The 25,267-nt window shown below is 52.4% G+C and carries 25 protein-coding genes; 12 read left to right on the top strand and 13 right to left on the bottom strand.

Annotated features, from left to right (window positions below):
* Nucleotides 1–12: 12 nt before the first annotated feature.
* Nucleotides 13–1,032, bottom strand: a complete 1,020-nt coding sequence (locus DOQ08_RS14095; RefSeq protein WP_114335631.1) for a class I fructose-bisphosphate aldolase — start codon at nt 1,030–1,032, stop codon at nt 13–15.
* A 148-nt stretch (nt 1,033–1,180) separates the two neighbouring features.
* Between DOQ08_RS14095 and DOQ08_RS14090 the strand changes: the two genes are divergently transcribed.
* Nucleotides 1,181–2,059 carry a metal-dependent hydrolase gene (locus DOQ08_RS14090; protein WP_227537695.1) on the top strand — a complete coding sequence of 293 codons (879 nt, stop codon included), beginning with the start codon at nt 1,181–1,183 and terminating at the stop codon, nt 2,057–2,059.
* On the opposite strand, the gene DOQ08_RS14085 is transcribed toward DOQ08_RS14090, so the two are convergent.
* The 5 genes from DOQ08_RS14085 to DOQ08_RS14065 all read right to left on the bottom strand — a co-directional run bounded on the left by DOQ08_RS14085 (nt 2,022) and on the right by DOQ08_RS14065 (nt 6,556).
* Nucleotides 2,022–2,528, bottom strand: coding sequence for a methylated-DNA--[protein]-cysteine S-methyltransferase (locus DOQ08_RS14085; RefSeq protein ID WP_114335629.1), 507 nt, complete (start codon nt 2,526–2,528; stop codon nt 2,022–2,024). The genes DOQ08_RS14090 and DOQ08_RS14085 overlap by 38 nt on opposite strands.
* A 4-nt stretch (nt 2,529–2,532) precedes the next feature.
* Nucleotides 2,533–3,021 carry a GNAT family N-acetyltransferase gene (locus DOQ08_RS14080; RefSeq protein ID WP_114335628.1) on the bottom strand — a complete coding sequence of 163 codons (489 nt, stop codon included), beginning with the start codon at nt 3,019–3,021 and terminating at the stop codon, nt 2,533–2,535.
* A 107-nt stretch (nt 3,022–3,128) separates the two neighbouring features.
* Complete coding sequence (locus tag DOQ08_RS14075) at nt 3,129–3,581, bottom strand: hypothetical protein (RefSeq protein ID WP_114335627.1); 453 nt, start codon at nt 3,579–3,581, stop codon at nt 3,129–3,131.
* 107 nt (nt 3,582–3,688) lie between these two features.
* A complete protein-coding gene (locus tag DOQ08_RS14070) occupies nt 3,689–4,387 on the bottom strand; it encodes a TSCPD domain-containing protein (RefSeq protein ID WP_114335626.1) in 699 nt (232 codons plus the stop codon).
* Nucleotides 4,388–4,417: 30 nt separating this feature from the next.
* Complete coding sequence (locus tag DOQ08_RS14065) at nt 4,418–6,556, bottom strand: adenosylcobalamin-dependent ribonucleoside-diphosphate reductase (RefSeq protein ID WP_114335625.1); 2,139 nt, start codon at nt 6,554–6,556, stop codon at nt 4,418–4,420.
* Nucleotides 6,557–6,928: 372 nt separating this feature from the next.
* Between DOQ08_RS14065 and DOQ08_RS14060 the strand changes: the two genes are divergently transcribed.
* Nucleotides 6,929–7,744: a DUF6160 family protein gene (locus DOQ08_RS14060; RefSeq protein ID WP_114335624.1), complete on the top strand. Its 816-nt coding sequence runs from the start codon at nt 6,929–6,931 to the stop codon at nt 7,742–7,744.
* Nucleotides 7,745–7,799: 55 nt separating this feature from the next.
* Here the strand turns inward: DOQ08_RS14060 and DOQ08_RS14055 are convergent, their stop codons facing one another.
* The 3 genes from DOQ08_RS14055 to DOQ08_RS14045 all read right to left on the bottom strand — a co-directional run bounded on the left by DOQ08_RS14055 (nt 7,800) and on the right by DOQ08_RS14045 (nt 10,550).
* A complete protein-coding gene (locus DOQ08_RS14055) occupies nt 7,800–8,594 on the bottom strand; it encodes an ABC transporter ATP-binding protein (RefSeq protein ID WP_114335623.1) in 795 nt (264 codons plus the stop codon).
* Between the two features lie 9 nt (nt 8,595–8,603).
* Complete coding sequence (locus DOQ08_RS14050; RefSeq protein ID WP_114335622.1) at nt 8,604–9,509, bottom strand: ABC transporter permease; 906 nt, start codon at nt 9,507–9,509, stop codon at nt 8,604–8,606.
* Nucleotides 9,510–9,575: 66 nt separating this feature from the next.
* The gene (locus DOQ08_RS14045) at nt 9,576–10,550 is read right to left on the bottom strand and encodes an ABC transporter substrate-binding protein (protein ID WP_114335621.1); all 975 of its coding nucleotides are present in this window, start codon (nt 10,548–10,550) and stop codon (nt 9,576–9,578) included.
* Nucleotides 10,551–10,806: 256 nt separating this feature from the next.
* Between DOQ08_RS14045 and DOQ08_RS14040 the strand changes: the two genes are divergently transcribed.
* Nucleotides 10,807–12,474, top strand: coding sequence for an AMP-binding protein (locus DOQ08_RS14040; RefSeq protein WP_114335620.1), 1,668 nt, complete (start codon nt 10,807–10,809; stop codon nt 12,472–12,474).
* A gap of 71 nt (nt 12,475–12,545) precedes the next feature.
* On the opposite strand, the gene DOQ08_RS14035 is transcribed toward DOQ08_RS14040, so the two are convergent.
* Nucleotides 12,546–14,234, bottom strand: coding sequence for an ABC transporter permease (locus DOQ08_RS14035; RefSeq protein ID WP_114335619.1), 1,689 nt, complete (start codon nt 14,232–14,234; stop codon nt 12,546–12,548).
* A 158-nt stretch (nt 14,235–14,392) separates the two neighbouring features.
* On the bottom strand, nt 14,393–15,406 hold the full coding sequence (locus DOQ08_RS14030; protein WP_114335618.1) for a Fe(3+) ABC transporter substrate-binding protein: 1,014 nt from the start codon (nt 15,404–15,406) through the stop codon (nt 14,393–14,395).
* Nucleotides 15,407–15,593: 187 nt separating this feature from the next.
* On the opposite strand from DOQ08_RS14030, the gene DOQ08_RS14025 reads away from it, so the two are divergent.
* The 3 genes from DOQ08_RS14025 to DOQ08_RS14015 all read left to right on the top strand — a co-directional run bounded on the left by DOQ08_RS14025 (nt 15,594) and on the right by DOQ08_RS14015 (nt 18,005).
* Nucleotides 15,594–15,872, top strand: coding sequence for a PilZ domain-containing protein (locus tag DOQ08_RS14025; RefSeq protein WP_114335617.1), 279 nt, complete (start codon nt 15,594–15,596; stop codon nt 15,870–15,872).
* A 59-nt stretch (nt 15,873–15,931) separates the two neighbouring features.
* On the top strand, nt 15,932–16,525 hold the full coding sequence (locus tag DOQ08_RS14020; protein ID WP_114335616.1) for a hypothetical protein: 594 nt from the start codon (nt 15,932–15,934) through the stop codon (nt 16,523–16,525).
* A gap of 175 nt (nt 16,526–16,700) precedes the next feature.
* Nucleotides 16,701–18,005 (top strand): HD-GYP domain-containing protein, encoded by a 1,305-nt coding sequence (locus DOQ08_RS14015; RefSeq protein WP_114335615.1) that lies wholly within the window; start codon nt 16,701–16,703, stop codon nt 18,003–18,005.
* On the opposite strand, the gene DOQ08_RS14010 is transcribed toward DOQ08_RS14015, so the two are convergent.
* On the bottom strand, nt 17,995–19,119 hold the full coding sequence (locus DOQ08_RS14010; protein ID WP_114335614.1) for an organic solvent ABC transporter permease: 1,125 nt from the start codon (nt 19,117–19,119) through the stop codon (nt 17,995–17,997). The two genes, DOQ08_RS14015 and DOQ08_RS14010, sit on opposite strands and share 11 nt — an antisense overlap.
* Before the next feature lie 230 nt (nt 19,120–19,349).
* Between DOQ08_RS14010 and DOQ08_RS14005 the strand changes: the two genes are divergently transcribed.
* From DOQ08_RS14005 to queF, 3 genes are read left to right on the top strand one after another with little or no spacing between them, the layout of a single operon-like run.
* Entirely contained in the window at nt 19,350–20,300 is a 951-nt protein-coding gene (locus DOQ08_RS14005) for an ABC transporter ATP-binding protein (protein ID WP_114335613.1), read from the top strand.
* Nucleotides 20,297–21,070, top strand: coding sequence for an ABC transporter permease (locus DOQ08_RS14000; RefSeq protein ID WP_114335612.1), 774 nt, complete (start codon nt 20,297–20,299; stop codon nt 21,068–21,070). Before DOQ08_RS14005 ends, DOQ08_RS14000 begins: the two co-directional genes overlap by 4 nt.
* A gap of 19 nt (nt 21,071–21,089) precedes the next feature.
* On the top strand, nt 21,090–21,908 hold the full coding sequence (gene queF / locus DOQ08_RS13995; protein ID WP_114335611.1) for an NADPH-dependent 7-cyano-7-deazaguanine reductase QueF: 819 nt from the start codon (nt 21,090–21,092) through the stop codon (nt 21,906–21,908).
* Between the two features lie 5 nt (nt 21,909–21,913).
* Here queF and DOQ08_RS13990 read toward each other — a convergent pair whose 3' ends face one another.
* On the bottom strand, nt 21,914–23,353 hold the full coding sequence (locus tag DOQ08_RS13990; RefSeq protein ID WP_114335610.1) for an adenylate/guanylate cyclase domain-containing protein: 1,440 nt from the start codon (nt 23,351–23,353) through the stop codon (nt 21,914–21,916).
* 213 nt (nt 23,354–23,566) lie between these two features.
* Between DOQ08_RS13990 and DOQ08_RS13985 the strand changes: the two genes are divergently transcribed.
* From DOQ08_RS13985 to flgC, 3 genes are all read left to right on the top strand, one after another.
* On the top strand, nt 23,567–24,148 hold the full coding sequence (locus DOQ08_RS13985) for a nitroreductase family protein (protein WP_114335609.1): 582 nt from the start codon (nt 23,567–23,569) through the stop codon (nt 24,146–24,148).
* Between the two features lie 220 nt (nt 24,149–24,368).
* Nucleotides 24,369–24,770 (top strand): flagellar basal body rod protein FlgB, encoded by a 402-nt coding sequence (gene flgB / locus DOQ08_RS13980; RefSeq protein WP_114335608.1) that lies wholly within the window; start codon nt 24,369–24,371, stop codon nt 24,768–24,770.
* Between the two features lie 32 nt (nt 24,771–24,802).
* A complete protein-coding gene (flgC, locus tag DOQ08_RS13975; protein WP_114335607.1) occupies nt 24,803–25,252 on the top strand; it encodes a flagellar basal body rod protein FlgC in 450 nt (149 codons plus the stop codon).
* Nucleotides 25,253–25,267 lie beyond the last annotated feature (15 nt).

Here is a 25,267-nt window from a genome sequence, read left to right as displayed (position 1 = left end):
TTGATGCCGTGGTCAGTTTTCCTGTTCGAGAGCCGGTGAATAACGCCCCGAACGCGCCAATCCGTTCAGGTGAGCGCGTTTCTTCAGAGCGGCTTGGGCTTTTTCTCCATTGCTCCGCTCGCCTGCCCAGGCTTTCTGAGCGGGCTCCTGGAGTGCGCGGCCATACGAAAAACTTAACGCCCAGGGTTGGGGGCCTATGCTATTGATCGCATTAAGGTTGGCCGTCGATTCTTCCGGTGTTTGCCCTCCCGATAAAAACATGATGCCGGGTACCGAAGCCGGTACAGTGCGCCGAAACACACGCAGAGTAGCTGTGGCGATTTGTTCGGGCGATGCTTTCTCTGCGCCTTTGCCGGGTGTCACCATACTGGGTTTCAGCACCATCCACTCGAACCTGACACGATGCCGGTGCAGGGCTCCGAAAACCTTGAACAAGACGTTCTCGCTCACCTCCGCCGTTCGCTCGATCGAGTGGTTACCATCGATCAACACTTCTGGCTCGACAATGGGCACAATACCCAGCTCCTGGCATTCCGCCGCGTAACGAGCCAAAACTTCGGCGTTGGCTTCAACGGCCTGATGGGAGGGCAGGGTATCCGAAACATGAAAAACACTTCGCCACTTCGCAAAGCGGGCACCCAGTGCTTTGTATCGTTCGAGCCGCGAAGCCAGCCCATCTAATCCGTAGGTAATTTCATCGCCAGGGGCGTTCACTAGCGGCCCTTTACCCGCATCAACCTTTATTCCGGGTACGATGCCCTGGGTTTCAAGCAGCTTTGGAATAGGTATGTTATCAAGGCTGAGTTGCGCCAAGGTCTCCTCAAAGAGAATAACGCCACTGATGTGGTCGCCCAGATCGGGCGTTGAGAAGATTAAACTCCGGTATTCCCGCCGGGAGTCTTCTGTTGACTGGACTCCAATAGCTGAAAACCGTTTGGCAATGGTGGGCGCGCTTTCGTCCGCAGCAAGTATGCCTTTGTCAGGCTGAACCAGATCATTGATGGTGGTTTGCAATTCTTGGGCGGTGCTCATGATGCCTCCTTGAATCAATGCTCTTAAGTGAGTTTAGCCGGTAAATCCCATGATCATGAGATGAATTTGGCCTCTTAACACCTGCCCAATATCGATCAGGAGGTCTAGCCTGAGGGTAAGTCCACTGGATAAAGGCTGGAGGTTTGCAATGAACATGGCCACGAACACCGGCAAGACTGCAAGGAAGAAGGTTTATCGGTCGTTGACGCCGAAAGGTTTTCAACCAGTGGTGCGCAGCCCGGATTTCGAGTTGTCTCAGGACTTGCCGAAATACTGGTGGGATAACGATCCGGCCAAAACCCTGTTGTTGGCCGCTTTGTCGGCCAGCTTTCCACCCGGTGAGCGGTTCTTTATCGATTCGGTGCGTTATTATCAGGACCAGATTGCAGATCCGGAACTTCAGCGGTCGATTCGTGCTTTTATAGGCCAGGAAGCCCATCATTCGAAAGAGCACAAATTGATGAATGGCTGCTTGGAGGAAAAGGGCGTTGGACTCGCCCGCATCGAGCGTGAAATCCAGTGGTTTATGGATTGGATGCGAAAGAACCTGAGTCCTGAGCGGCAGTTAGCTCACACGGTCGCAGTTGAGCACTTCACGGCTATGATGGCAGAAGAGTTCTTGTTGAAGTTTGATGCGTTGGATGAAATGGATCCACGGGTTGCACCGGTTTGGGCTTGGCACGCGATAGAAGAGTCAGAGCATAAAGCGGTTGCTTTCGATGTATACCGGTCGGTAGGCGGCAGCGAGTTCGTTCGCGTGACCGAGATGATGTACGTCAGTGTGATGTTTCCGTTCTACACCTCGCTTCATTTAGTGCAGTTAATGAGGGAGGAGGGAGAGCTCGGCAATCTGAAATCCTGGCTGGGTGCCGTCAACTACATGTGGGGCAAGCCGGGCATCTTCCGAAAAATGATTCCCTCGTACTTGCGGTATTACAGTCCTAATTTCCACCCTTGGAATAACGATGTGCGGGATCTGCTTGCAAAGGCTAAGAGACGATGGCTGCCAGCTTCGCTTCGCGATTGAGCAGCGTCTTTTTCCGCTCGATGCCCCATCGGTAGCCGCCCAAACCACCATCGGATCGTACAACCCGGTGGCACGGGACAATGACGGCTAGTTGGTTCGCGCCGCACGCATTAGCCACCGCGCGGACAGCATTTGGTTTGCCGAGTTGGTTTGCCAGTTCCGAATAAGTGACCGTTTGTCCCGGTGGGATGGATTGAAGAGCCTGCCAGACCTGTATTTGAAACTCAGTGCCGGCTAGAAGGAGGGGATAGTCGAAACGGTTTTCCGGGTTTTCCAGCGCCCGTATGATTTTGCTGAAAAGCTTGGTACTTTCGCCATTTGACGGTGGCACCGCTTCATTGGGAAAACGGGCTTTGAGCAAGGCCGTTAACTGCTCCTTGTGATCACCCAATTCGACTGAACAAAGGCCCTGCTCGTTCCACACGGCAAGCGCCCATCCGATGGCGCTGTGAGCAATGCCAAAGAGCATTACTCTACGAGCCCTGCAATGTTTTGTGCATTTTAAATCTCAGGAACTGGGTGCCTTTCATGGTCACCTGCTGTTCTTCAATAACCTCAAATCCGTGCTTCTCGAAGAAGGGGCGGGCAATGACACTGGCTTCTGTTTGAAGTTCTTTGACGCCTTTTTGCTGAAGCTGCTGTTCAGCTTCTTGATAAAGAGCTGAGGCAATACCTTGGCGGGCATAGTTTGGCCCGGTAAACACCAAATCTATAGCTCCGCTTGGCTCATAAGAAATAAAGCCGGCGAGCGCATTTCCGTCTTCTGCCACGAGTGTTTCCAGCGAGGCCAAACGATCCTGCCAGGTGTCCAGGTTCGGTGTCCGGGAGGCCCAGGCATAACGCTGGGTTTCGTCGTAAGCGGCTGCGGTCAGTTCGTGAACAGAGTCGGTAAACAGGCGAACGACGGGGCTCAGGTCTTTAATCCGATATTTGCGAATAGTGATTTCAGTGGCTGTAGTCATATCGTTTCAGTGTCTACCTGTGTTGGAAAGCAGGTTGTGGCCAAAAGACGTTGACCGCTCTTTGAAGCATACCGACAACTGCAGGAAAATCCAGCCTTGGCCCGGCATCAGTTTCTGTTCTTTAATAGCGAGTAAATCCGATGCGCTGCCGTATCTGCATTCGGATAATCATTCTCGTGAACAGTCCCGGTAAAACGGTCCTCTAGGGTTGTCGGGTTGTTGAGGTTTTCTGCCCATTGGCTGAGTACCTTTGTCACTCGTTTTTCATCATTGCTGCGTAATCCCGGCCAGTACACATAGGGGACAATGTCGGGATGGCTGATAAAGAACAGTGCGGCTTCTTCCGGTTTTTCGACGATATCGCCGCGAAGGCCGATGGTGAAGGACTGGCCGTCGCTTCCAACCATTGAGACGAGCAACGAGTTGTCGTTATCGACATAGCGGGCATTTTCGGCCTTTATGGGTTGTTCGAGGCTGGGAACGGACGTGATGTAATACTGAAAAGCAATCAGCCCGGCCAGAATGGCAAGAAGACTTGAAAGAGCAAGGGATTTTACCATAACTGTGTACCGTCAAGAATGAACAGGCGAGCATGCATGCCGAGCGGGAAAATAAAAAGCCCGGCAACTCGCGCCGCCGGGCTTTCGTTTACTGCTGTTGAGCTATATCAACCGCATTTGCTGTCACCGCAGGACAAGCAAGTGGCGCAACCGTCCATCACAATCACCGCTTTAGTGCTGCACTTGCCGCACATAGTGGCATTGGCCGGGTAGTCACTGCTGGTGTCATCGTTGGTGGCTGTGCTGTGCGACGCTTCGAATTCAGCGCGCTTTTCCGCCAGGATGCGCTTGGTGGTTTCGCTCATCTCGTCGCTTTCCAGCAGGCCAATGGCCTTCAGGTGCTTCTCGATGACGGCACCAATTTCGGCAACCAGCGAGGGCATGAACACGCCACCTTTCTTGAAGTAACCGCCGTTCGGATCGTACACGCTGCGCAGTTCCTCAACGAGGAAGGTCAGGTCCCCGCCTTTGCGGAATACCGCAGAAATAACCCGGGTCAGGGCGATAACCCACTGGAAGTGTTCCATCGACTTGGAGTTGATGAACACTTCGTAGGGCTGGCGGCTTTCGTGATCGGTATCTTCGTTCAGCAGGATGTCATTGATCGTAATGTACATCGCGTGTTCCGCCACCGGCGGCTTGATCTTGTAGGTGGTACCCAGCAAGAAATCAGGCCGTTCGATGTACTCGTTCATCTGAACGGGCTTGTTGTCCGGCTGCGCAGCGGCCGGGCTGTCGTTGCTGGTTTCTGTGTCGGCTTTTTTCACACGGTAGCCGACAATCTGGTTGCTGATTTTAACTGTCATGTTCTTTGTCCTATCTGTCGGGTTCCGGGATCAATACTTGCCGTAAGTGCCTTCTTTAAGCGCATCAAACAGGTTCGCGGCAGTGTGGATTTCGCCGTCGTATTCTACCTGTTCGTTGCCCTTCAAGGTGACTTTGCTGCCATCATCCAGGGTAAACTCGTACAGAGTGTTCTCGAGATCTTTCTCTTTGACCAATACACCCTGGAAAGCTTCCGGGTTGAAGCGGAAGGTGGTGCAACCTTTCAGGCCTTGGTCGTAGGCGTACAGATAAATGCCCTTGAAGTCCTGGTATGCGAAATCCTGAGGCACGTTCGCGGTTTTGGAAATAGACGAATCTACCCATTTCTGAGCGGCGGCCTGGATGTCTACGTGCTGCTTCGGTGTCACGTCGTCGGATGTCGTGAAGTAGCTAGGCAATTTTTTGTCTTCGTCCGTAGAGAAGGGCATGGCACCGGGATTAACCAGGTGGCGGTACGCCAGCAACTCGAAGGAGAAAACGTCAACTTTCTCTTTGGTTTTACGGCCTTCACGGATGATGTTGCGAGCATAGTGATGCGAGAAGCTTGGCTCGATACCGTTACTGGCATTGTTTGCCAGAGACAGGCTAATGGTGCCGGTTGGTGCGATTGAAGTGTGGTGTGTGAATCGTCCACCTGTCTCTGCCAGCTTTTCGATCAGCTCCGGTTCAACCTCAGCAATCTTTTGCATATAACGGCTGTATTTTGCGTGCAGCAGCTTACCTTTTAGCTTGTCCCCGACTTTGTGGCCGTCTTGGGCCAATTCAGGACACTTGGCCAGCATCTTGGGTGTAACTTCAAACTCGTCATCCATGATGGGGGCCGCGCCTTTTTCCTCGGCGAGAGCCAGGGACTGGCGCCAACCTTCAACAGCCATTTCGCGAACAACTTCTTCAGTAAACGCTACGGATTCGTCTGAGCCGTAAGGCATGCGTAGCATTGCAAGCGTGGAACCCAGGCCCAGAATGCCCATGCCGTGGCGGCGCTTGTAGGTAATCTCATGGCGCTGCTCTTCCAGGGGCAAACCGTTGATTTCTACAACGTTGTCCAGCATGCGGGTAAAGGTGCCCACAACCTTACGGTACTTTTCGTAGTTGAAGCTGGCTTTCTCGGTGAACGGGTAGTCTACGAACTTGGTCAGGTTCACAGAGCCCAACAGGCAGCTGCCATAAGGAGGCAACGGCTGCTCGCCACATGGGTTTGTGGCACGGATGTCTTCACAGAACCAGTTGTTGTTCATCTGGTTGACCTTGTCGATCAGGATGAAACCTGGCTCGGCGTAGTCGTAGGTGCTTGTCATAATAGTGTCCCAGATAAACTGGGCTTTTACGGTTTTATAGATGCGGCAGGCTACTTTGCCTTCATCATTAACCACGTAGCTGTCCTGAACCGGGAAGTCACGGTACAAGAACTTGCTGGTGTCGGTCAGGTCGAGTTCTTCTTGCTCAACTTCTTTCCGGCTGACCGGGAAAGACAGGTGCCAGTCATCCCCATTACGTACTGCTTCGATGAAATCTTCAGTGATAAGCAGGGACAGGTTGAACTGGCGCAAACGGCCATCTTCGCGCTTGGCCTGAATAAACTCGATGACGTCAGGGTGGTGAACGTCAAAGGTTGCCATTTGCGCGCCGCGACGGCCGCCCGCAGAAGATACGGTAAAGCACATGCGGTCAAAGATATCCATGAACGACAGCGGGCCAGATGTTGTTGCACCTGCGCCAGCTACGTAGGCACCACGGGGACGCAGGGTAGAGAACTCATAACCAATACCACAGCCAGCCTTGAGGGTGAGGCCTGCTTCGTGGTTTTTCTCCAGAATGTCGTTCATGGAGTCTTGGATGTTGCCGGACACGGTGCAGTTAATGGTGGAGGTGGCCGGCTTGTGTGCTTCGGCTCCGGCATTAGATGTGATCCGGCCGGCTGGAATGGCACCATTTTGCAAAGCCCACAGGAATTCTTTCATGTACTTGTCGCGTACATTCTTTTTTTCGACTTCAGCAAGGGCTTTGGCGACCCGTTCGTAGGTTGCATTAATGTCTTTATCGACTGACTCGCCGGTTTTGGTTTTCAGCTGATATTTGCTGGCCCAAATGTCGAGTGAAGCTTCCTGCATGGGAATCGTTGTGATCACTGCCTGTGCCTTAGCGTTCATTGCCACCCTCTGCTTTTTTGAAATCTAATTTCTCGTCTATAACCCTATATATGGGTTAATTTTCGATGAGTATAACAGGATATAGTGTTTTGTGAATAAGGGATAAGCTATGAATTGAGAGGCGCGAGCAAAGAAATTCAATGAAAAAAGACTTGAAACTTCGCAACCCCGTGTGGGGCTTGCGCTAGTGGCCGGCTCTCGAAAAATAGTCTGAAAGTTAAGGTTTTCAGCACTGATTTATAAGTGAGCAACCTGAGAGATTTGTGAACATTGCACGTCTTGGTTGACGACGTGTCGGTAAACTGTAGTGGTGGTGTCGTACGTAAGCAGTGGCCCATAGGGATTGGCTAATACTATACAAGGAAAAAAATAATGAAAGGCCTGAAACCAACATTATTAGCGCTGTTCGTTAGTGGAGCGCCGACGCTGGTACTCGCCGGCACCGGCGTTCAACCGCTGGATGAAACTTCAATGGGGAATATTACTGGCCAGGCAGGGGTAACCATTGAGCTTGAGACAAAGCTGAATATCGATCGCTTTATCTATACCGATGAAGGATCGCTGGAAGTAAACGATATATTTGTCGGCGGTGCGAATCGCACCGATATGTTCTCTGAGATGGGGCTGAACATGAGCGGTGCAGCCTCAGACCGACTCGACAACGTTCGGGTTAACATTGACGTGGCTAGGGATGGCGATGCGATCATTAACTTGTTACCTCTTGCGTTCAACGCAGTGGACTTGAGAATTTCGACCGGTGCCTGGAATCTGAAGGGAACTGGCGGATCTACCACGGTCCTTAACAACTTCAATATGGATATGGTGCTCGGTTCCGGTACCATCCGGATTGATACAGCAACAGACAAACTGAATTTTAAAGCCGACTTCGCTATTGATGACATGGATTTCGATGTGCCGTTCCTGGCATTGGGCATTCGGGATCTTGAGCTGACAGGGCCAGATTATGACCTGCAGGCACCTCAGCCCTTGAGAGTGTTTGTGCCTGTGGAGTTAGATATCTACAAGGCAGCCAATTCGCAAGGAGTACAGAGCCTGGCCGTTGATTTGCAAACGTTTGAGGCGGATATGCGGATAGGGAGTGTTATCGTGGGCGGTACGTCTATCGGTTCAGTTGCCTTGGATAACCTGGCGATTACGAATACATCGATGCTGATATACGGGCACTAATGCTTAAACGTGTCCATTAGAAGAAAAGGGGAGCCAAATTGGCTCCCCTTTTACGTTAGCCGAGTAACAGGCTGTCATCGTCTACGGAGATTCCTCGCTGCTTTTCAAACAGTTCAAGGAGATCTTTCACGTTCAGTCCTTCTCGTTCCTGACCGCCAATATCGAAGACTACCTGACCTTGGTGCAGCATCACTGTGCGCGAACCAACTTCCAGGGCCTGCTTCATGCTATGGGTAACCATCAGTGCAGTCAGCTTTTGCTCTTCTATGATTTTGGTGGTTAGCTCGAGCACGAACGCTGCCGTTTTAGGGTCGAGTGCCGCGGTGTGCTCATCCAGCAAAAGGATAGAGGAGGGGGTCAGGCTTGCCATCAGCAAGCTAACAGCTTGGCGCTGACCACCGGATAGTAGCCCCATTTTGTCGCCAAGACGGTTTTCCAGGCCTAGCTTCAATGTTGAGAGGCTTTCCCTGAACTGCTCCAGATATTGCCGTTTAACAGCGCTGGTCAGCCCCCGGCGTTGGCCGCGTTTAATGGCCAAAGCCAGATTTTCCTCAATGCTCAAACCTTCGCAGGTGCCAGCCAGCGGATCCTGGAACACGCGAGCTACTCGTCCTGCCCGTTTGTGGGTGGGCAGCTTGGTGACGTCCAGGTTGTCGACAACGATTTTACCGCTATCGACCATGACTTCGCCGGACAAGGCATTCAAAAACGTCGATTTGCCGGCGCCGTTACTGCCAATGACGGTAACAAATTCACCCTGATTAACGGTCAGGCTCATGCCACGCAAGGCGGGGTTTTCCAGAGGCGTTCCCTTGCCAAAGGTGAGCTTAAGATCGGTTGCGCTGATCATAGGGCCTCCTCAGGCTTTCTTGCGGCTAAAGCGGTTTGTAAGGTTGGTGCGCACACCCGGCAAAACAATCGCCAGAGTTACCAGAACCGCAGTAATCAGGTTGAGGTCTTGTGCCTGAAGCCCGAGAACGTCAGCGTTCAGTGCGAAGGCAATGGCCAGACGATAAATAATGGCACCAATAACGCAGGCGATCAGTGCGCGCATTACGGTTGACGGCGTGATGACTGCTTCACCGCCGATAAGTGACGCGAGACCGATAACGATAACGCCGACACCCATGGTGACGTCTGCAGCGCCTTGGCTTTGTGCGAATAGCGCGCCGGCAAGGCCGACTAGTCCATTTGAAAGCGCAACGCCAAAAATGATCATGCCACCGGTGGCAATACCTTGGGCGCGGGCCATTCGTGCATTGGCACCGGTTGCGCGCATCGCAAGGCCGGTTTCTGACTTCATGAATCGCCATAGCAAGATCAGGGAAATGATGGCGACAATGGCGAACAACACCACCGATACTTGGTGATACTCCAGAAATTCAATGTCGTACCAAGGGGTCAGCACCGTATCTTCGGTTAACAGGGCTAGGTTCGGGCGGCCCATGATGCGCAGGTTTACGGAGTAAAGCGCGATCATGGTCAGAATCGAAGCCAGCAAGTTCAGAATGTTGAGTTTGACATTCAATATGGCCGTCACCGCTCCAGCTGCCATGCCTGCAAGCACAGCCATGCCAGTAGCAAGCCATGGATTCCAGCCTGAAATGATAAGAACGGCCGCTACTGCAGCACCTAAAGGAAAGCTGCCGTCGACAGTTAGATCTGGAAAATCCAGAACGCGGAAAGAGAGATAGATACCGAAAGCAACCAGGCCATAGATGAGGCCGGTTTCAAGAGCACCGTAAAATGCGATTTCGCTTAGCATGGGTAATAGGTCACCGTGAAAGAAAACGGGCGGGCCCTTGTGAGGCTCGCCCGTGTTGGTCAGGCATTATTTGTCGCTGTTGACGACTTCTTTGGCGTCCTTGATAAGGTCTTCAGACAGGGTGAGGCCCATGCGCTCTCCGGCAGCAGGATTCACAAACAGGTCCAGTTCTTCCATGGTTTCTACCGGCATAGTGGCCGTTTCAGCACCTTCCAAAATGCGAACGACCATCGCTCCGGTTTGACGGCCGTGCTTATAATAATCAAAGCCTAAAGCTGCAACGGCGCCACGAGCGACCGTGGCGGTGTCTGCTGCAAACACCGGAATGTTAGAGCGCTCACCTACGGAAACCACCGCTTCTGCGGCGCTGATCACCGTGTTGTCTGTGGTCAGGTAGATGGCATCGGCTTTGCCGACCAAAGAGCGCGCGGCACCCAGTACTTCGGAAGTCTTGGTGGCTGCGCCTTTTACCAGCTCCAGGCCTCGCGCTTCGAGGCGTTCTTCTAACAATTCGATCAAAGCGACGGCATTAGCTTCGCCCGGATTGTAAACGGTCCCGATTTTCTTGGCATCAGGCATGATGCGCTGAAGCAAATCGATGTGCTTTTCAATCGGGAGCATGTCACTTACACCGGTAATGTTGGCGCCGGGTGCTTCCCAGCTTTTAACCAACTTGGCTGCAACGGGGTCTGTGACTGCGGAGAATACCACGGGAGTCTTGCGCGCAGCGGCCGCGACGGTTTGCGCCGACGGAGTTGCAATGGCCACGATCACATCGGGGCTCTCACCCACAAATTTACGGGCGATCTGAGTCGCAATAGCGGAGTTGCCCTGGGCACTTTCGTGCATGAGGCGCAAGTTTTTGCCATCAATGTATCCTTGCTCTGCCAATTCGTCTTTCACGCCTTGGTGAGCCGCGTCTAGAGCGGGGTGTTCAACAATTTGCGTGATGGCTACAACACGTGTGTCTTCAGCCTGTACGAGGCTCGCAGCCGCCAGCAATGATGCGCCCAGCAAGGTGCGCAGTGTCTTTCTGGCCATATGCCCATCTCCGATTTTTGAGGTTATTTTCCCTATTTTTCAGGGAGGAAAAATCAAAGTTGGCCAGTTTAACACAGGCTTACGGCATTGAGGGTAGTGACTATCGACAGTTTTCAGGTTTAAAGTGGCGAAGCGCTGAGGAATCGAAAAAGTTTCGTATTGACAACATTTGGATATACACTCATGTGTTGCATTGCGCGACTAAAGTCTAATAATACGCAAGTCATCCAACTATAAAGAAAAGACAGGAAGATCCATGGACTCCACCCAAAAACTCCCGCTCGATATGGTCTACCACTGGGAGGCCACGAACGCCGACTCGCTATACATGACCCAGCCAATTGGCAATGGTCAGGTTGTTGAATATACCTGGGGTCGCGCGATCGACGAAGCTCGTCGAATGGCGGCTTACCTGAAATCCCTCAACCTCCCTGAAAAAAGCCGCATAGGCCTTATTTCCAAGAACTGCGCCCACTGGGTCATGACGGACTGGGCCATATGGTTGGCGGGCCACATTTCTGTGCCTTTGTATCCGACGCTGAATGCAGACACCGTGAATTATATTTTGGGCCACGCAGAGTGTGATGTCCTGTTCGTGGGTAAGTTGGACGACTGGGACATGATGAAGCCTGGCGTGCCAGACTCGGTTCGTTGCATTTCCTATCCATTGAGCCCGCCCAACGATTTTGAAACCTGGGACGATATTGTCGCGAAGTACCCGCCGCTTGAAGGCAAGCCGCAGCGCGAACCGGGCGAATTGGCAACCATTGTATACACCTCGGGCAGTACCGGCCGTCCGAAAGGGGTCATGCTGAGCTTTGAGAACATGGCATTTGCCGCTGTGGGTGGTACCAAAACCCTGGGCGTAGGGCCAAACGAGCGGATGCTGTCCTATTTGCCACTAGCACATGTATTTGAGCGCACGTTCGTAGAGCTGGGTTCTTTGTATGCTGGTTTTGAGCTGTATTTCGCTGAATCCCTCGATACCTTTGTTGCTGATTTGCAGCGGGCTGAGCCGACTCTGTTCTTGTCCGTACCGCGCCTGTGGGTGAAGTTCCAGCACGGTGTTCTTCAGAAGCTACCAAAGAAAAAACTGGAGCGTTTGCTTAAAGTCCCTCTGCTGAACAAAGTGATCAAAAAGAAGGTTCTCAAAGGGCTTGGTTTGAGCAAGGTGAAGCTGGCGGGTTCCGGCTCTGCACCTTTGTCTCACGATGTTCTGGACTGGTATCGCAACCTTGGGCTCGAGCTGCTCGAGGGTTACGGTATGTCTGAGAACTTTGCCTATTCCCATATGAACAAGCCGGGTCGGACTCGCACCGGATACGTGGGTGAGGCATTGCCCGGTGTTGAAACCAAGATCAGCGAGATCGGTGAGATTCTGGTTAAGAGCCCTGCCACCATGATGGGCTATTACAAAGATGAAGAAAAAACTGCCGAAGCCTTTACTGAAGATGGTTTCCTTCGGACTGGCGATAAGGGTGAAATTGATGAGATGGGTCGCTTGAAGCTGACTGGTCGAATCAAGGAAATCTTTAAAACCAGTAAGGGTAAATATATTGCTCCGGCTCCAATCGAAAATAGCTTGATGTCTCACGACGCGATCGAGATGGTGTGTGTGTCTGGCGCTAACCAGACTCAGCCGCACGCTCTGGTAGTGCTGTCTGAAGAGATTCGTCCGAAGTCTGCCGATGCGGCCTTCCGTGCGGAGATCGAACAGAGCTTCACGAAGCTGATTGAAGACGTTAACAAGACGGTTGATCCGCACGAGCAGTTGGCGTTCATTACGGTGGTCAGTGATGAATGGTCGATCGAGAACAGCTTCCTGACCCCAACGCTTAAACTTAAGCGTAATGTGGTTGAAGATGCATACCAGGCTAAGGTTGACGGTTGGTACGCTCAGAAGCAGAAGGTAATTTGGCAATAAGCGCTAAGCCAGATGCCAGATAAAAGAAAGGCCCGACTGAAGTCGGGCCTTTTTCGTTTCTGGAGGGGGGATCAACTCATGGTGCGAGAGTTGGAAATAGATCGGCTCATCAGGATGATCGGAATGATGCCTGCCAAAACAATAATCAAAGCGGGCAGGGCGCTGTGGTAAAGCTGTTCATCCGAGGCAAACTGGTACACATACGTTGCAAGAGTTTCGTAGTTGAAGGGCCGTAGAATCAACGTTGCCGGCAGTTCCTTCATGCAGTCGACGAATACCACCAGTGCAGCCGTCAGCAGCGTTCCGCGCAACATAGGCAAGTGAACGTTGAGAAGCGTTTTCCCGGGACTGTGCCCTAAAGAGCGAGACGCCATGTCCATACTGGGTGTAATTTTCTGCAGGGCGCTTTCTACGCTACCGGCTGATACGGCCAGAAAACGAACGGTGTACGCGAATATCAAGGCAAAGGCCGAACCGCTCAGTAGTAAGCCAGTGCTGATGCCAACGTAATCCCTCATGAGTGAGTCTAGCCAGTTGTCAAAGCCGGCAAGAGGAACGATCACACCAACGGCAAGCACCGCACCTGGCATGGCGTAACCCAGACTAGACAAGCGCATTAAGACTTTCATGCCCTTGGTGTTATGAAGCCGGCGGCTGTAAGCAAGCGTTACACCGATGAACAGAGTGGTTAATGCGGCGGTGCCTGACAGGAACAGGCTGTTCATGGTGTTGCGCACGAAATCCGGATTCCAGCTGACATCGAAGTATTCCCAGGCATAGTAACCAAGGGTTGCGCCGGGGATCAGAAAACCGAAGATCAGCGGGATGGCACAAACCGCCACGCAGATCATCTGGCGAGGAAACGACATGCTGAAACGCCGGATCGGGTCTCGGTTGTCTCGGGCGGCGAATTGCTGCTGCCTGCGACGTGAGTAGCGTTCCAGCGTTACCAGAATCACCACGAAGATGAGCATGGTGGTGGCAATTTGCGCCGCACCGCCAAGGTTGCCTAGATTCATCCAGGTATCAAACAGGCCGCGGGTTAGGGTTTGCACCGCAAAGAAATCCACAGTGCCAAAATCGTTCAACGTTTCCATCAGCACCAGTGACAGACCAACGGCAATGGCCGGGCGTGCGATGGGCAGTACCACTTTAAAGAATGTGCTTAAGGCCGAGTGTCCAAGGCTTCTGCTAACCGCAAAGAGCGATGGCGACTGTTCGAGAAAAGCGGCGCGGCCTAAAAGGTACACGTATGGGTACAGGACTAGGCCTATCATCAGGGTGGCGCCTTCCAGGCTGCGAATCTCGGGGAACCAATAATCGCTGGCATTTTGCCAGCCAAACCACTCTCGTAGTGCTCTCTGCACCGGGCCTGCATAGTCCAGCAGGCTGGTGTATACATAGGCGATGACATAGGCCGGTACAGCAAAGGGAAGCAGTAGGGCCCATTCGAAAAATTTCCTGCCGGGGAAATCGCACATGGTAACGGCCCAGGCCGTTGATAGACCGATAATCAGTGTCAGTGCGCCAACACCAACCATCAGTTGAAGCGTTGTGATGAGATAACGAGGCAAAGTGGTGCTGATTAAGTGCGGCCAGATGTTCTCTTCGGGAAATAAGGCGAGAAAAATGACCGCTAGTACAGGGAGCGCAACAATCGCGGTGGTGATGATGGCGCTTAAAAGCCATCGTTTCGAGGTGCGTTTTGCCAGTAGGGGTTGTGAAAGCCCTGGGTCGGCACTGCTAACAACCTCGGTCATGGCATTCCTGTATATGAAAGTGGTGATGAGAAGTGTTGCGATTTTAGATACTGAGCCGGCTCCCTGCAATGACTCGAGTCATCTTGTGGTGTTCAATAACGCAAAAAAGGGTGCATTAATCATGCACCCTTTTGCATCATCTGAATGGATGACAATATTTAGCTGTCGTAATCCACACGATCAACCAGCTTTACAGCGGCATTGCGATTTTCTGCAATCTCCTGCAAAGACAGGTCGTCCGGGTTGATATCACCCCATTCTGCGACGATACCGGTCGGCTCTACTTCCGGGTTGGCCGGGTATTCAGTGTTGGCTTCCGCGTAAATGCGCTGGGCTTCCGGCGAAGACAGGAATTCCATCAGTTTGATGGCGTTGTCTTTATTTGGCGCGCTCTTGGTCAGTGAGATACCACTGATGTTTACGTGAGTGCCGCGGTCTTCAGCGTTCGGGAAAACCAGATTTACCTGTTCGGCAATCGGGCGCTGGTTTTCATCTTTCAGCATGTTGCCGTAGTAGTAGCTGTTACCGATAGAGATGTCGCATTCGCCTTCGGCAATGGCTTTGATCTGGTCACGATCGCCGCCTTGAGGCTTGCGTGCCAGGTTGTTCTTGACGCCTTTCAACCATTTTTCAGTTTCAGCTTCGCCGTGGTGGGCGATCATGGAAGAGATCAGAGCGATGTTGTACGGATGTTTGCCGCTGCGGGTACAGATACGGTCTTCCCACTTTTTATCGGCCAACTCTTCGTAGGTGGTGATCTCGCCTTCCTTTACGCGGTCTTTAGAGGCAAAAATCAGACGACCCCGAGTGGTTAGGGCGTACCATTTGCCTTCAGGGTGGCGAAGGTTCTCTGGAATGTTGTGAGAAAGGGTGTCGGATTCAACGCCTGCCACCAGATCTCGTTCAACGAGCTCGTTGATGCGAGAGATGTCAACGGTCATGACAACGTCGGCCGGGCTATTGCGGCCTTCGCGCTCAAGGCGCTCCGCCAGACCTTGTTTGGCAAACACAACATTGGTTTCAATGCCGGTCTCTTCCGTAAACGCGTTCAGTAGCGGCTCTAGCAGGTATGCTTGGCGATAGGAGTAGATATTAACTTCGCCATCGGCTGAGGCGCTGAGTGGCATGGCTGCAAGTGCCATGGCGGCGGTTGCGGCTAGTTTCATACGCATAGGTGCTTTCCTTTGATTTTGATGCTAGTGAATGCGTTCCGTAATTGGGTATCAACGGCATTTCAAAACGACAACCATTCTCATTCATGGTTGAGGCTGAGTCAATAACTCTCTTGGCATATTTATATAAAAATGATGTTATGCTTCTTAACACTATAAAAAGACGTAACTTCTTAGGAATCCCCGAATGTCCACAAGTGATCGCAGGGAACACTGTCGCACGGCCATGAGTGCCAGAGTCAAGGTTATCCATGAAGAGCTGGGGGAGCATGTTTTCCCGACGCGCGACATTTCCGATGGCGGAATATTTATTGCGCTGGAAGGAGCCTCGTTTGCCCCTGATTTGGGAGACAGCGTCGTTGTGCAGGTCCAGGGGCTGCCGGTACCTGCGCCGATCCTGAATATGGTGGTTGTGCGCAAAACCGATGAGGGCTACGGGCTGCAATTTGCGTTGGATACCGAGTAGCTCCTCAGTCTTTTGGAAAGGTTGGTAATGGATTCATCGGCTTGGGAAGGCTCGCTTTCATGATGTTGATTAATGCCTGTCGTGCAAAACTATTGGGTTTCGTTGTTCTGTTTCTGGCACTCCCGGGGTGTGCTAGTTATTACACGCACTACGCGATGTTTCCTGGTGAAAATTCGTCGGGCGACCCCCGGCAAATAAGAGTTTCATGGCAATCGGCAGACTACCCGGGTTGGTCTTTCATTCGTGACAAATCAACCAGCATGAAAGTTGAAGCCCAGTGCAGTGATCGGGTTTGGAGGCTTTACGACGACAGTCACGAACAAACGGGCGGTTGTGGGGCTGGCATAAGGGCGTGTGGCGAGCAACGCCTTGATGAAAGTGTGTTTGAAAGCGGCCCGGTCAATGAGGTGGCATGCTTGCAGGTGGTTGGGCCCGAATCTGTGGAACGTATTGCTGATATTGGTGGCAAATTTCTGCTATCGGTTGCTTGTCGGCCCAGAGCTCCAGAGGTTTCCAAGGGTGACGAGGTGGTCAATATGGATTACCTTCGAGCGTCAACCGTTGCCTATACGGTATATTCTCGCAAAGTGCCAAGAGGCTCGCTCAATGCCCGGCTGCCCGAGTTTGATGAATCGGTGTGTAAGGCAGATTAGCCCGGGAGAGGTTTCTCTGAGAACGATTTTTCGCTCATACATTTAGTTTCGAATTGATAAGTAGCGTTACTTTTGAGTTTGTTTTGGTGACGCTTCTCTACAAAACGGTAATGGCAGCTAGGCACGGACCTGTCACACTTAGTACCCTGAGACATTTATATCTGAGGGGAATGCGGTGGGGGTTCAGCAACGTAAGCTAGCGGTACACGATCTGGAGATCGGCATGTTCGTGTCGGATCTGGATCGGCCGTGGCATCAGACTCCGTTCCCGATACAAGGCTTCTATATTCGCTCGCAAAATGACGTGCGAGCGCTCGTCTCACACTGTAAATGGGTAATGGTTGACGAGCCAGAAACCCGTGAGTCAGTGACTGTTGATGCTCAGCCAGTTGCGGGGTTTCGGGTACGCGCCAAACAAAGAGCGAACGGACGTGAAGAGGTTCAGCTCCCGCCCCTGAGTATTCGTGAACCGGTCCGTCATAAAGTTAGCACGACGTTAAAGAAAGAAATCAAAACCTCCAAGCGGTTATTGGGCGATGCCGAAGTTGCGCTTGAGCGGCTGTTCAACTCGGTTCGTTCAGAGGCTGGTTTGGATGCCCGTCTGGTAGCTGACGTCACCGGGAAGATGGTGAAAAGTGTCTGCCGGCAACCCAGTGCGCTCTTGTGGTTGAGTAGAACCCGTCAATACGATGACTTTGTCTATCGACATGCGCTCAATACCTCTGTGTGGGCATTGGTGGTTGGTCGTCAACTCGGCTTGAATGAAGGGCTTCTGAATCATCTCGGGGCTGGCTGCTTGTTATCTCAGGTTGGTAAAACCACCTTACCTGCGGAAATCGTCCAACAGGAACAGCATCTGTCGGTTGAAGATTTCGAGATTTTTAGAACCTATGTCCAGCGTGGTGTTGAGATCTTGAAGCCGTCTGGAGTTTCGAAGGCGGTCCTGAGTGTTGTGCAAGGGCATAGAGAACGTCATAACGGTTCCGGCTTCCCGTGCGGTGTTGGTGGTGAGAGGATCCCTTTGTTGGCGAAAGTGGCGGGTATTGCCGAGTTTTTCGAGTCCCTGATAGCACCGCGCGAGGGGCAAGAGCCGATGACGCCGGCCAAAGCGGTAGGTTTGCTCTATGAAATGAGAAACATCGAGTTCCAGAAGGACTTGGTAGAGGCATTCATTCAGGCTGTCGGTGTGTATCCAGCTGGAACTTTGGTTGAGCTGTCTAATGGTTGTCGTGGTGTGGTTGTGTCACACAGCCCGGAGCGCCGGTTATGGCCAAGCGTTATGATTATGCAGTCGAGCGAACAAAGTTCGTTTAAGAGTGGCAAGGTGGTTGATCTGGCGCGTTATAACGAGTCCCAGACAGAGGGCGCCGCTCTTGCCGTCCGAGAGTGTTTGCCGCACGGTACCGACGGCCTCGACCTGATGGCTCTTGATGCGACCAATGAGCCACGCTGGTCACTCGGTAAGCTTTTTACTCGGTGATCAAAACCCGAAGCGACTTTCGAATCCATCGGTAATCGTTTTCGGGTTTGAAATTGATCAATATTTCAGACTCCCCACCCGCACTCCCATCCACGAAGTATTCAACCTCGGCTTCTTGCCAGCTCCAGGTATGCACGGCAACGTCTTGGGGGCGTGTACTGATCGCTTCGACCCCATTCTTGGTAAGACCAATATCGCCGCCCACCTTACTGATCGAGATGCTTTTTAAGGTGGTGTCGCTTGCGGCATGTGATGCAACGTGATCAGACAGGTAATACTGTCTGCCGATTGCATTCGTGATACCTGCAAGTTCTTTGATCAGGTATTCCTTGGCGCCTTGGGCATCGATATCTTCGATGCTTCGAACGGATTGCAGAATACGTTCTCTTAATGACTCGAGATCTTGCTTGTAGGTGACGTTCGGGTCGATCTCGTCGTCGTTTTCGGGGCGCTCCGGTGCACTTTCGATTTCAGCTGGTGTTGGAGGCTTCTCGCACAGCTGATCACCTTTTTCGTGAAAGCAAATATTGGCCAGTAATAGGTTCGCGGCGGAGTCTTGTGCTTCGAAGTCGGCGGAGGGTATCGAAAAGTCGACTGCAGAGGGTAGCTCAGGGTCGTTCAGTGCTGCGTTCAGTTGATCAATCACGCGAGGCCTAATATCAATGCCCTCATCACCCTGAATGACTTCTGTCCAGTTCAATGCCATCAGAAAGCGGGTGCGATTGAGTAATTCCTGGTTGTTCAATAGCGTGGATTCAGTCAGGGCGTGATCTATGAGATTCTGGCTGTCAACTTTTGAGGTTTCCAGGGCCATACGAAGTTCCGGCTGGAAATCGAGCAAGCTGACAAATTCTTTGGCAGGGACTGTATCTGCAATCGGCAAGGCCCCGACTTTCAACGTCAGCGTTTCACCGGGATAGTATCGAAATGTTCCTTGTGCGTCGGTCGTACCTTCACGGGAACGGGTTCTATAGGTAAGCCCGCTTATGCCGTGGCTTTGGATTTGACCAGTCAGGGTGTCGTCCGAACCTGAACCGCCGCCGTCAGAGCAAGCGGACAGAACAAGGGCAGCAGAAAGTGGCAGCAATAAACGGCGCAGATGAACGAGTTCCATGGTGTGTCGTACAATCCCTTCGCGATCACCTGATTTTGCCAAAGGCAGTTGCAGGTTTTGTAAGTTGTTGTAACGGCATTATAGGGAGGGTGATTTGTCTATATCGGGAAACCTGTCGCAGTTTGGGGGTTTCATGTGCAGCTCCTTGAATTTTGCCGGATTGCCTCAATCACATAGCGCACTACATATTTACCGTGAGTGCGGTGTATTCAATAACAGCGGTTCTATTTATGACCTATGCATTGGAAATTGAAGAACTTGAGAAACGCTACGGAGACGGCTTCTACGCTCTGAAAGGGATTGACCTTCAGGTCGCTGAAGGTGATTTTTTTGCCTTGCTGGGCCCGAATGGTGCGGGTAAATCAACCACGCTTGGAATCGTGTCTTCGCTGGTGAATAAGTCTGGCGGCGTGGTTCGGGTGTTCGGAAAAGATATCGACACTCAGCTTTCCGACGCGAAGCTTAATCTTGGCGTGGTCCCTCAAGAGTTCAATTTCAATCAGTTTGAAAAGGTGTTTGATATTGTCACCACTCAGGCGGGTTATTACGGGATTCCGTTGAAGAAGGCCCGAGTATCCGCTGAAAAGTACCTGAAAAAACTGGGCTTGTGGGATAAGCGCGATACCCCCGCTAGGATGTTGAGCGGAGGCATGAAGCGCCGGCTTATGATTGCACGGGCGTTGGTGCATGAACCCCGGCTCCTGATATTGGACGAACCCACTGCCGGAGTGGATATCGAACTGCGCCGCTCGATGTGGCAATTCCTAGAAGAGATAAATCGGCAGGGTACCACGATCATCCTGACCACTCATTATCTGGAAGAGGCGGAAGCCCTGTGCCGGAATATCGCCATCATTGATCATGGCGAAATCATTCGCCATACCAGTAAGCGAGAATTGCTGCAGCAGCTCAGTGTCGAGGCCTTTATTCTTGATACCGAACAAGCACTGGATGCGGCTCCTCAATTGGACAATTTCAAATGCGTGATTAACGATGACGGAGCTCTGGAAGTCGAGGTGGAAAAAGGGCAAGGGTTAAACGCATTGTTCAAGGAACTGGAAAAACAAAACATCAAGGTAAGCAGTATGCGAACCAAGGCGAATCGCCTCGAAGAGTTGTTTGTGCGGATGGTGGAAGAGAATGCCGCTGACGCCGCAAAAGGAAAGGAGGGCACTGCATGACAGCTTTAGCTCTTTGGACGGCGTTTCAAACCATTGTTCTGCGTGAAATTCGCCGATTTACCCGGATTTGGCCGCAGACTCTTTTGCCACCTGCGGTCACCATGACGCTGTACTTCATAATCTTCGGTAATTTGATCGGCTCACGTATTGGCGACATGGGCGGCTTTGACTATATGCAGTTCATTGTTCCGGGGCTGATCATGATGGCAGTGATCACCAACTCCTATGCCAACGTGGTGTCGTCGTTTTTCTCGATGAAGTTTCAGCGCAGTATTGAAGAGCTCTTGGTATCGCCAGTGCCGAATTGGACGATTCTAGCCGGCTACGTGGTTGGCGGTATGTCCCGAGGCCTGATTATCGGGCTTATCGTAACCCTGCTGTCGCTGGCTTTCACGCAACTGGCTATCCATAACCTGCCGATGGTGATCATTACCGTTTTCCTGACCTCCGCGTTGTTTTCCCTCGGGGGCTTCATCAACGCCATGCTCGCAACCAAATTTGATGATATCTCCATCGTACCAACGTTTGTGCTCACCCCTTTGACCTATCTGGGCGGGGTGTTTTACAGCATCGATTTGTTGCCAGAGTTCTGGCAAAACGTGTCGTTGGCCAATCCGATTCTGTATATGGTGAATGGCTTTCGCTACGGCATACTGGGTGTTTCGGATGTTAATCCGTTCGTTTCGCTTGGTATGATTCTGGTTTTTATTGTTTTGCTCTCAGCCATTGCCCTTCGCATGTTGGCGCGCGGCAAAGGCATTCGACACTAATTGGGGTCCGGTAACCGATATGGCACTTGATAACGCTCCGCTGGGCAAATCCAGCGACTACCCGGATCAGTACGATCCTTCGCTGCTGTTTCCGGTCGCCCGGGAAGAAAACCGTCGGCGGATTGGTCTTGAGGATGGCCGCTGGCCTTGGTTTGGCGAAGATATGTGGCAGGCTTGGGAGCTATCCTGGCTGCGACCGGGCGGCGTTCCGGTGGTGGCGTGGGCGGAGATCCGTTTTCCGGCTGCATCGCCATCGATTGTTGAGAGTAAATCCTTAAAATTGTACCTCAACTCATTGAACCAGCATGTTTTTTCGTCTGAGCAGCAGGTCGCTGAAACCATCACTCGAGATTTGTCTAAGGTGTGTGGCGGTGCAGTTCACGTGCAGATGCAGAGTGTCGATGCAACCGCCCCGGCGGTGGGGCGGCCAGATGGCTACGAGCTGATCGATAACGAGACGGTCGAAGAGGTCGTTTACGAATACGCGCCGGAATCCCTGTCGGCGAAGGGTCCCGAGGTGACGGAAGGGTTGTGCTCCCATTTGCTGAAAAGTAACTGTCCGGTCACGGGGCAGCCGGATTGGGGGACGATCTTCATACGCTATACCGGGGCGGCCATTGATCGGGCCGGGCTGCTTCGTTACATCATCAGCTTCCGGCAGAAGCAGGACTTTCATGAGCACTGCGTAGAAACCGTGTTCACGGATGTCATGCAACGGTGTAAGCCTTCAGAGTTAATGGTTTGCGCGCGCTACACTCGACGGGGCGGGCTGGATATCAACCCTTGGCGAAGCACCAATCCTCAGGAAGGGTTGGGGCCCAGGCTGGTCAGGCAGTAACAGGGTTACTCTGTATCGTCTTCCCTTCGAAGACGATCAGCGGCATCTTCGAGCGCCGTCAGAATGGCGGTGCGCTCTCGCTCGGTGATTTTGTCAGAGTCCAGATACATGGCAAATCCGCTGTGCTCGTGTTCCAGGAAACTGCGGTTCGGCCCCATGTCTCTGCGGAAGTCCACCACCTCGTATATTGGCACCGGTTTACCGAAGCCTTTTACGGTGATTTCGCCTTTGTCCCGACACATGATGCGGTCTTTGATCAGCGAGAAGGTCTCATAGGAAATCAGAATCTCGCCAGCCTCGGCTAATGATTCCAGTCGGCTGGCCAGGTTCACTTCCTTGCCGATAATGGTGTAATCCATGCGGTTTTCGGCACCAAAGTTGCCGACGGTGGTGTAGCCGGTGCTGATGCCCATGCGGATTTCCAATGGCGTTTTAATGCCCTGGCTGCGCCATTTCTGGCGCATGATTTTCATGTGCTTACGCATGTCGATCGCCATAGACACGCACGCAAACGCATCTTCGCGCTGGCCGCGACTGGTGGGGTCGCCAAAAAATACCATAATGGAATCGCCAACGAACTTGTCGATGGTGCCACCGTAGCGCAGTGCTACTTGAGACATTTCATTAAAGTAGTGATTCAAGAGTTCGGTAAGCGCTTCTGGCTCCATTTCTTCCGACAATTCTGTAAAGCCTTTAATGTCGGAGAAAAACACTGCGAGCTTCTTACGCTGAGTCTCGAGCCGAACATCGCGTTCGCCGGTAAAAATAGATTGCCATACCTGCGGAGAGAGGTATTTGGACAGTTTGTGGGAGAGCGCAATGGATTGCTCTCGCTGATTCTGAATCTGGGTTTTGGCGTAGAGCAGGGCTCTAGCCTGAACGTGAGAGTAATAGGCCGTTACGCAGATGTATACGCCGGTTGCCAGCACAGCGATGACGCTGGTCAGAAGCGGTGCCTGCAGATTATCCGCGCTGCCAAGAACCGCAACAGTGGCTGCAAGAGAGGCGCCGGTCAGGGCAGTACCAAACAGCCATTGGCGCACACCGCCCACAATCAGACAGCTGAACATCAGCATGAGAACGATCGCGGTGGTGGGAATAGCAACCAGGCCCATTGCTCCAATCAGAGAGCCGCCGAAAGCGCAGTCGAGCAGTAACATCTTCTGGCGAATTCGCGGTGAGTTTTTCAGGAATGTGCGGCGAGTAATGAAATGCGCAACGTGGGGCCAAACCATTCCCATCGCCACGAGCCATAGAAGCCAATGCACGAAAATGTTCTGATATACGCCGGTGGCGATAACAATGGATGTGGACGTGTAGGCCAGGATGCGCCCACTGTAGTCTGGCATGGGGGGGATCACGACCGTGTTATCGTAGGGGTCGTTTAACGAAACCTTGCCAGAGCTGGCGGAAACGTTGCGAAGCTCAGCCGGAGCACTCATCATCTTAATGGCGCACCCATAAGGTCGCGCTGAACGTAGAGACGTCCTGTTGGTCAGCGCTTTGGTTTTGTTGAGTGTGGCTCATGGTGAGTGCCGAAAGTTTTTTTATTGGTAGTATCTGCGACTAAAGATTAACAGTATTACGTGTTAGCCACAATTAACCCACGTCAACAGACACGACGATTTTGCACACACTTGTATGAATAGCGAGAGTATATGAGTTCTATTACCCAGTTTCTTATGGAGCGTTCGTCCGAGCCGAGGTTAGAGGCACCGGCTCCGCCCCGGGATGTAGTTGATCTGGCGCTCCAGTGCGCGGCTCGCGCGCCGGATCATGCGCTGCTGCGCCCTTGGCGATATCTCGTTATTGAAGGCCAAGCATTGGCAGCGCTCGGGGATCTGTTTGCGCAATCTTGCGGGGCGGATGCCTCTGAGAAAACACGTGAAAATGCCAGAAACGCACCGCTCCGTGCGCCAATGGTCATTGTGGGTATCGCTTCGCCCAAGCCTCATAAAAAGGTTCCGGATGTCGAGCAGGTAATGTCTGCCGCTTCGGGGATGTCCTTTTTGTCACTGGCATTGTCAGATGCAGGTTACGGCATTATGTGGCGTTCGGGTGCATTCGCCTACGACGCCGCCGTGCGCAAGGGGCTTGGCCTGTCGGAGGACGAGATCATTACCGGCTTTCTTTACACTGGCACGGTTTCATCCCGTAAGCCTCCCGTTCCACGGCCATCGAGTGGCGAGTTCGTCGAGGAGTGGTTAGGCCCTGAACAATTACGCCCCTGGAGCGTGTGAAAGCAGGGTGGCACAGTGAGGAAATAGCTTGCCGCCTTTGCCTGATCTGAAACAGTATTGCCGGTCGAAACACTGACCGGTTGCCGCTCGAGTCCCCACGAAGCCTGCATTTCTGCAGGCTTTTTTGTTTTTGGCATCCCGCTTGCTTTATCCCTTTCAGAACGCAAAACCGGCAATCACTGAGTGATCAAAAAGCCGGAGCAGATTTCTGGAGGCAGTGATGGCAATTTCATTCGATAGCGCATTGGGTATTCACGAGCAGGCTCTTCAAGGGCGCGTTAAGCGCGCAGAAGTGCTCGCGAACAATCTGGCGAACGCAGACACCCCGGGATACAAAGCTCGGGACATCGATTTCCGAGCCATGATGCAAAAAGCGCAGAATGAAATGAGCGGTGTTCAGATGGCCACTACCCATAGTTCACATATGGATGTTTCCGGTACTAGCGGAGCTGATGGTGAGTTGCTGTACCGCACACCTCACCAACCGTCTGTAGACGGCAATACTGTGGATGCGCAGCAGGAACAATCCCGTTTTATGCGCAATGCCATGGATTATCAAGCCAGCTTCCAGTTTCTAAGCAGCAAATTTTCCGGACTGACCAAAGCCCTGAAAGGCGAGTAAGCCGCAGCCACTTTTGATTGAAGGAGACAGTCATGTCACTGGGTAATATTTTCGACATCGCGGGTTCAGGCATGACCGCGCAGTCACTGCGGCTGAACACCACCGCCTCGAACATTGCTAATGCCGAAACCGCCAGTTCAAGCACAGAGGGAACTTACCGCGCGCGCAAGCCGGTGTTCGCCGCGATTCAGCAATCCCTGCTGAACCCGGACCAGCAAACCTTTGGCGTTGGTCAGCAGGAAGGCTCGGGTGCCGGCGTTCGGGTAGAGGGAATCGTCGAAAGCGACGCAGAGCTTCAGATGCGTTACGAGCCAAACCACCCCGCAGCGAATGAAGACGGCTACGTGTTTTACCCCAACGTTAACGTAGTGGAAGAAATGGCAGACATGATGTCGTCATCGCGAAGCTTTCAGATGAACGTGGATGTAATGAATACCGCTAAATCCATGATGCAGCGTATCTTAACGCTGGGTCAGCAGTAATAGGGCGAGGAGAGA

It is taken from the genome of Marinobacter litoralis (assembly GCF_003336705.1).
Lineage (GTDB): Bacteria > Pseudomonadota > Gammaproteobacteria > Pseudomonadales > Oleiphilaceae > Marinobacter > Marinobacter litoralis.
The sequence above is the reverse complement of the archived record's forward strand: the minus strand, read 5'-3'. Positions and strand labels throughout refer to the sequence as shown.

Coding starts and splice junctions, on each gene's coding strand:
- DOQ08_RS14095 (WP_114335631.1), bottom strand. CDS start 1,032: ATGAGCACCGCCCAAGAATTGCAAACCACCATCAATGATCTGGTTCAG.
- DOQ08_RS14090 (WP_227537695.1), top strand. CDS start 1,181: ATGAACATGGCCACGAACACCGGCAAGACTGCAAGGAAGAAGGTTTAT.
- DOQ08_RS14085 (WP_114335629.1), bottom strand. CDS start 2,528: ATGCTCTTTGGCATTGCTCACAGCGCCATCGGATGGGCGCTTGCCGTG.
- DOQ08_RS14080 (WP_114335628.1), bottom strand. CDS start 3,021: ATGACTACAGCCACTGAAATCACTATTCGCAAATATCGGATTAAAGAC.
- DOQ08_RS14075 (WP_114335627.1), bottom strand. CDS start 3,581: ATGGTAAAATCCCTTGCTCTTTCAAGTCTTCTTGCCATTCTGGCCGGG.
- DOQ08_RS14070 (WP_114335626.1), bottom strand. CDS start 4,387: ATGACAGTTAAAATCAGCAACCAGATTGTCGGCTACCGTGTGAAAAAA.
- DOQ08_RS14065 (WP_114335625.1), bottom strand. CDS start 6,556: ATGAACGCTAAGGCACAGGCAGTGATCACAACGATTCCCATGCAGGAA.
- DOQ08_RS14060 (WP_114335624.1), top strand. CDS start 6,929: ATGAAAGGCCTGAAACCAACATTATTAGCGCTGTTCGTTAGTGGAGCG.
- DOQ08_RS14055 (WP_114335623.1), bottom strand. CDS start 8,594: ATGATCAGCGCAACCGATCTTAAGCTCACCTTTGGCAAGGGAACGCCT.
- DOQ08_RS14050 (WP_114335622.1), bottom strand. CDS start 9,509: ATGCTAAGCGAAATCGCATTTTACGGTGCTCTTGAAACCGGCCTCATC.
- DOQ08_RS14045 (WP_114335621.1), bottom strand. CDS start 10,550: ATGGCCAGAAAGACACTGCGCACCTTGCTGGGCGCATCATTGCTGGCG.
- DOQ08_RS14040 (WP_114335620.1), top strand. CDS start 10,807: ATGGACTCCACCCAAAAACTCCCGCTCGATATGGTCTACCACTGGGAG.
- DOQ08_RS14035 (WP_114335619.1), bottom strand. CDS start 14,234: ATGACCGAGGTTGTTAGCAGTGCCGACCCAGGGCTTTCACAACCCCTA.
- DOQ08_RS14030 (WP_114335618.1), bottom strand. CDS start 15,406: ATGCGTATGAAACTAGCCGCAACCGCCGCCATGGCACTTGCAGCCATG.
- DOQ08_RS14025 (WP_114335617.1), top strand. CDS start 15,594: ATGTCCACAAGTGATCGCAGGGAACACTGTCGCACGGCCATGAGTGCC.
- DOQ08_RS14020 (WP_114335616.1), top strand. CDS start 15,932: ATGATGTTGATTAATGCCTGTCGTGCAAAACTATTGGGTTTCGTTGTT.
- DOQ08_RS14010 (WP_114335614.1), bottom strand. CDS start 19,119: ATGGAACTCGTTCATCTGCGCCGTTTATTGCTGCCACTTTCTGCTGCC.
- DOQ08_RS14005 (WP_114335613.1), top strand. CDS start 19,350: ATGACCTATGCATTGGAAATTGAAGAACTTGAGAAACGCTACGGAGAC.
- DOQ08_RS14000 (WP_114335612.1), top strand. CDS start 20,297: ATGACAGCTTTAGCTCTTTGGACGGCGTTTCAAACCATTGTTCTGCGT.
- queF (WP_114335611.1), top strand. CDS start 21,090: ATGGCACTTGATAACGCTCCGCTGGGCAAATCCAGCGACTACCCGGAT.
- DOQ08_RS13990 (WP_114335610.1), bottom strand. CDS start 23,353: ATGATGAGTGCTCCGGCTGAGCTTCGCAACGTTTCCGCCAGCTCTGGC.
- DOQ08_RS13985 (WP_114335609.1), top strand. CDS start 23,567: ATGAGTTCTATTACCCAGTTTCTTATGGAGCGTTCGTCCGAGCCGAGG.
- flgB (WP_114335608.1), top strand. CDS start 24,369: ATGGCAATTTCATTCGATAGCGCATTGGGTATTCACGAGCAGGCTCTT.
- flgC (WP_114335607.1), top strand. CDS start 24,803: ATGTCACTGGGTAATATTTTCGACATCGCGGGTTCAGGCATGACCGCG.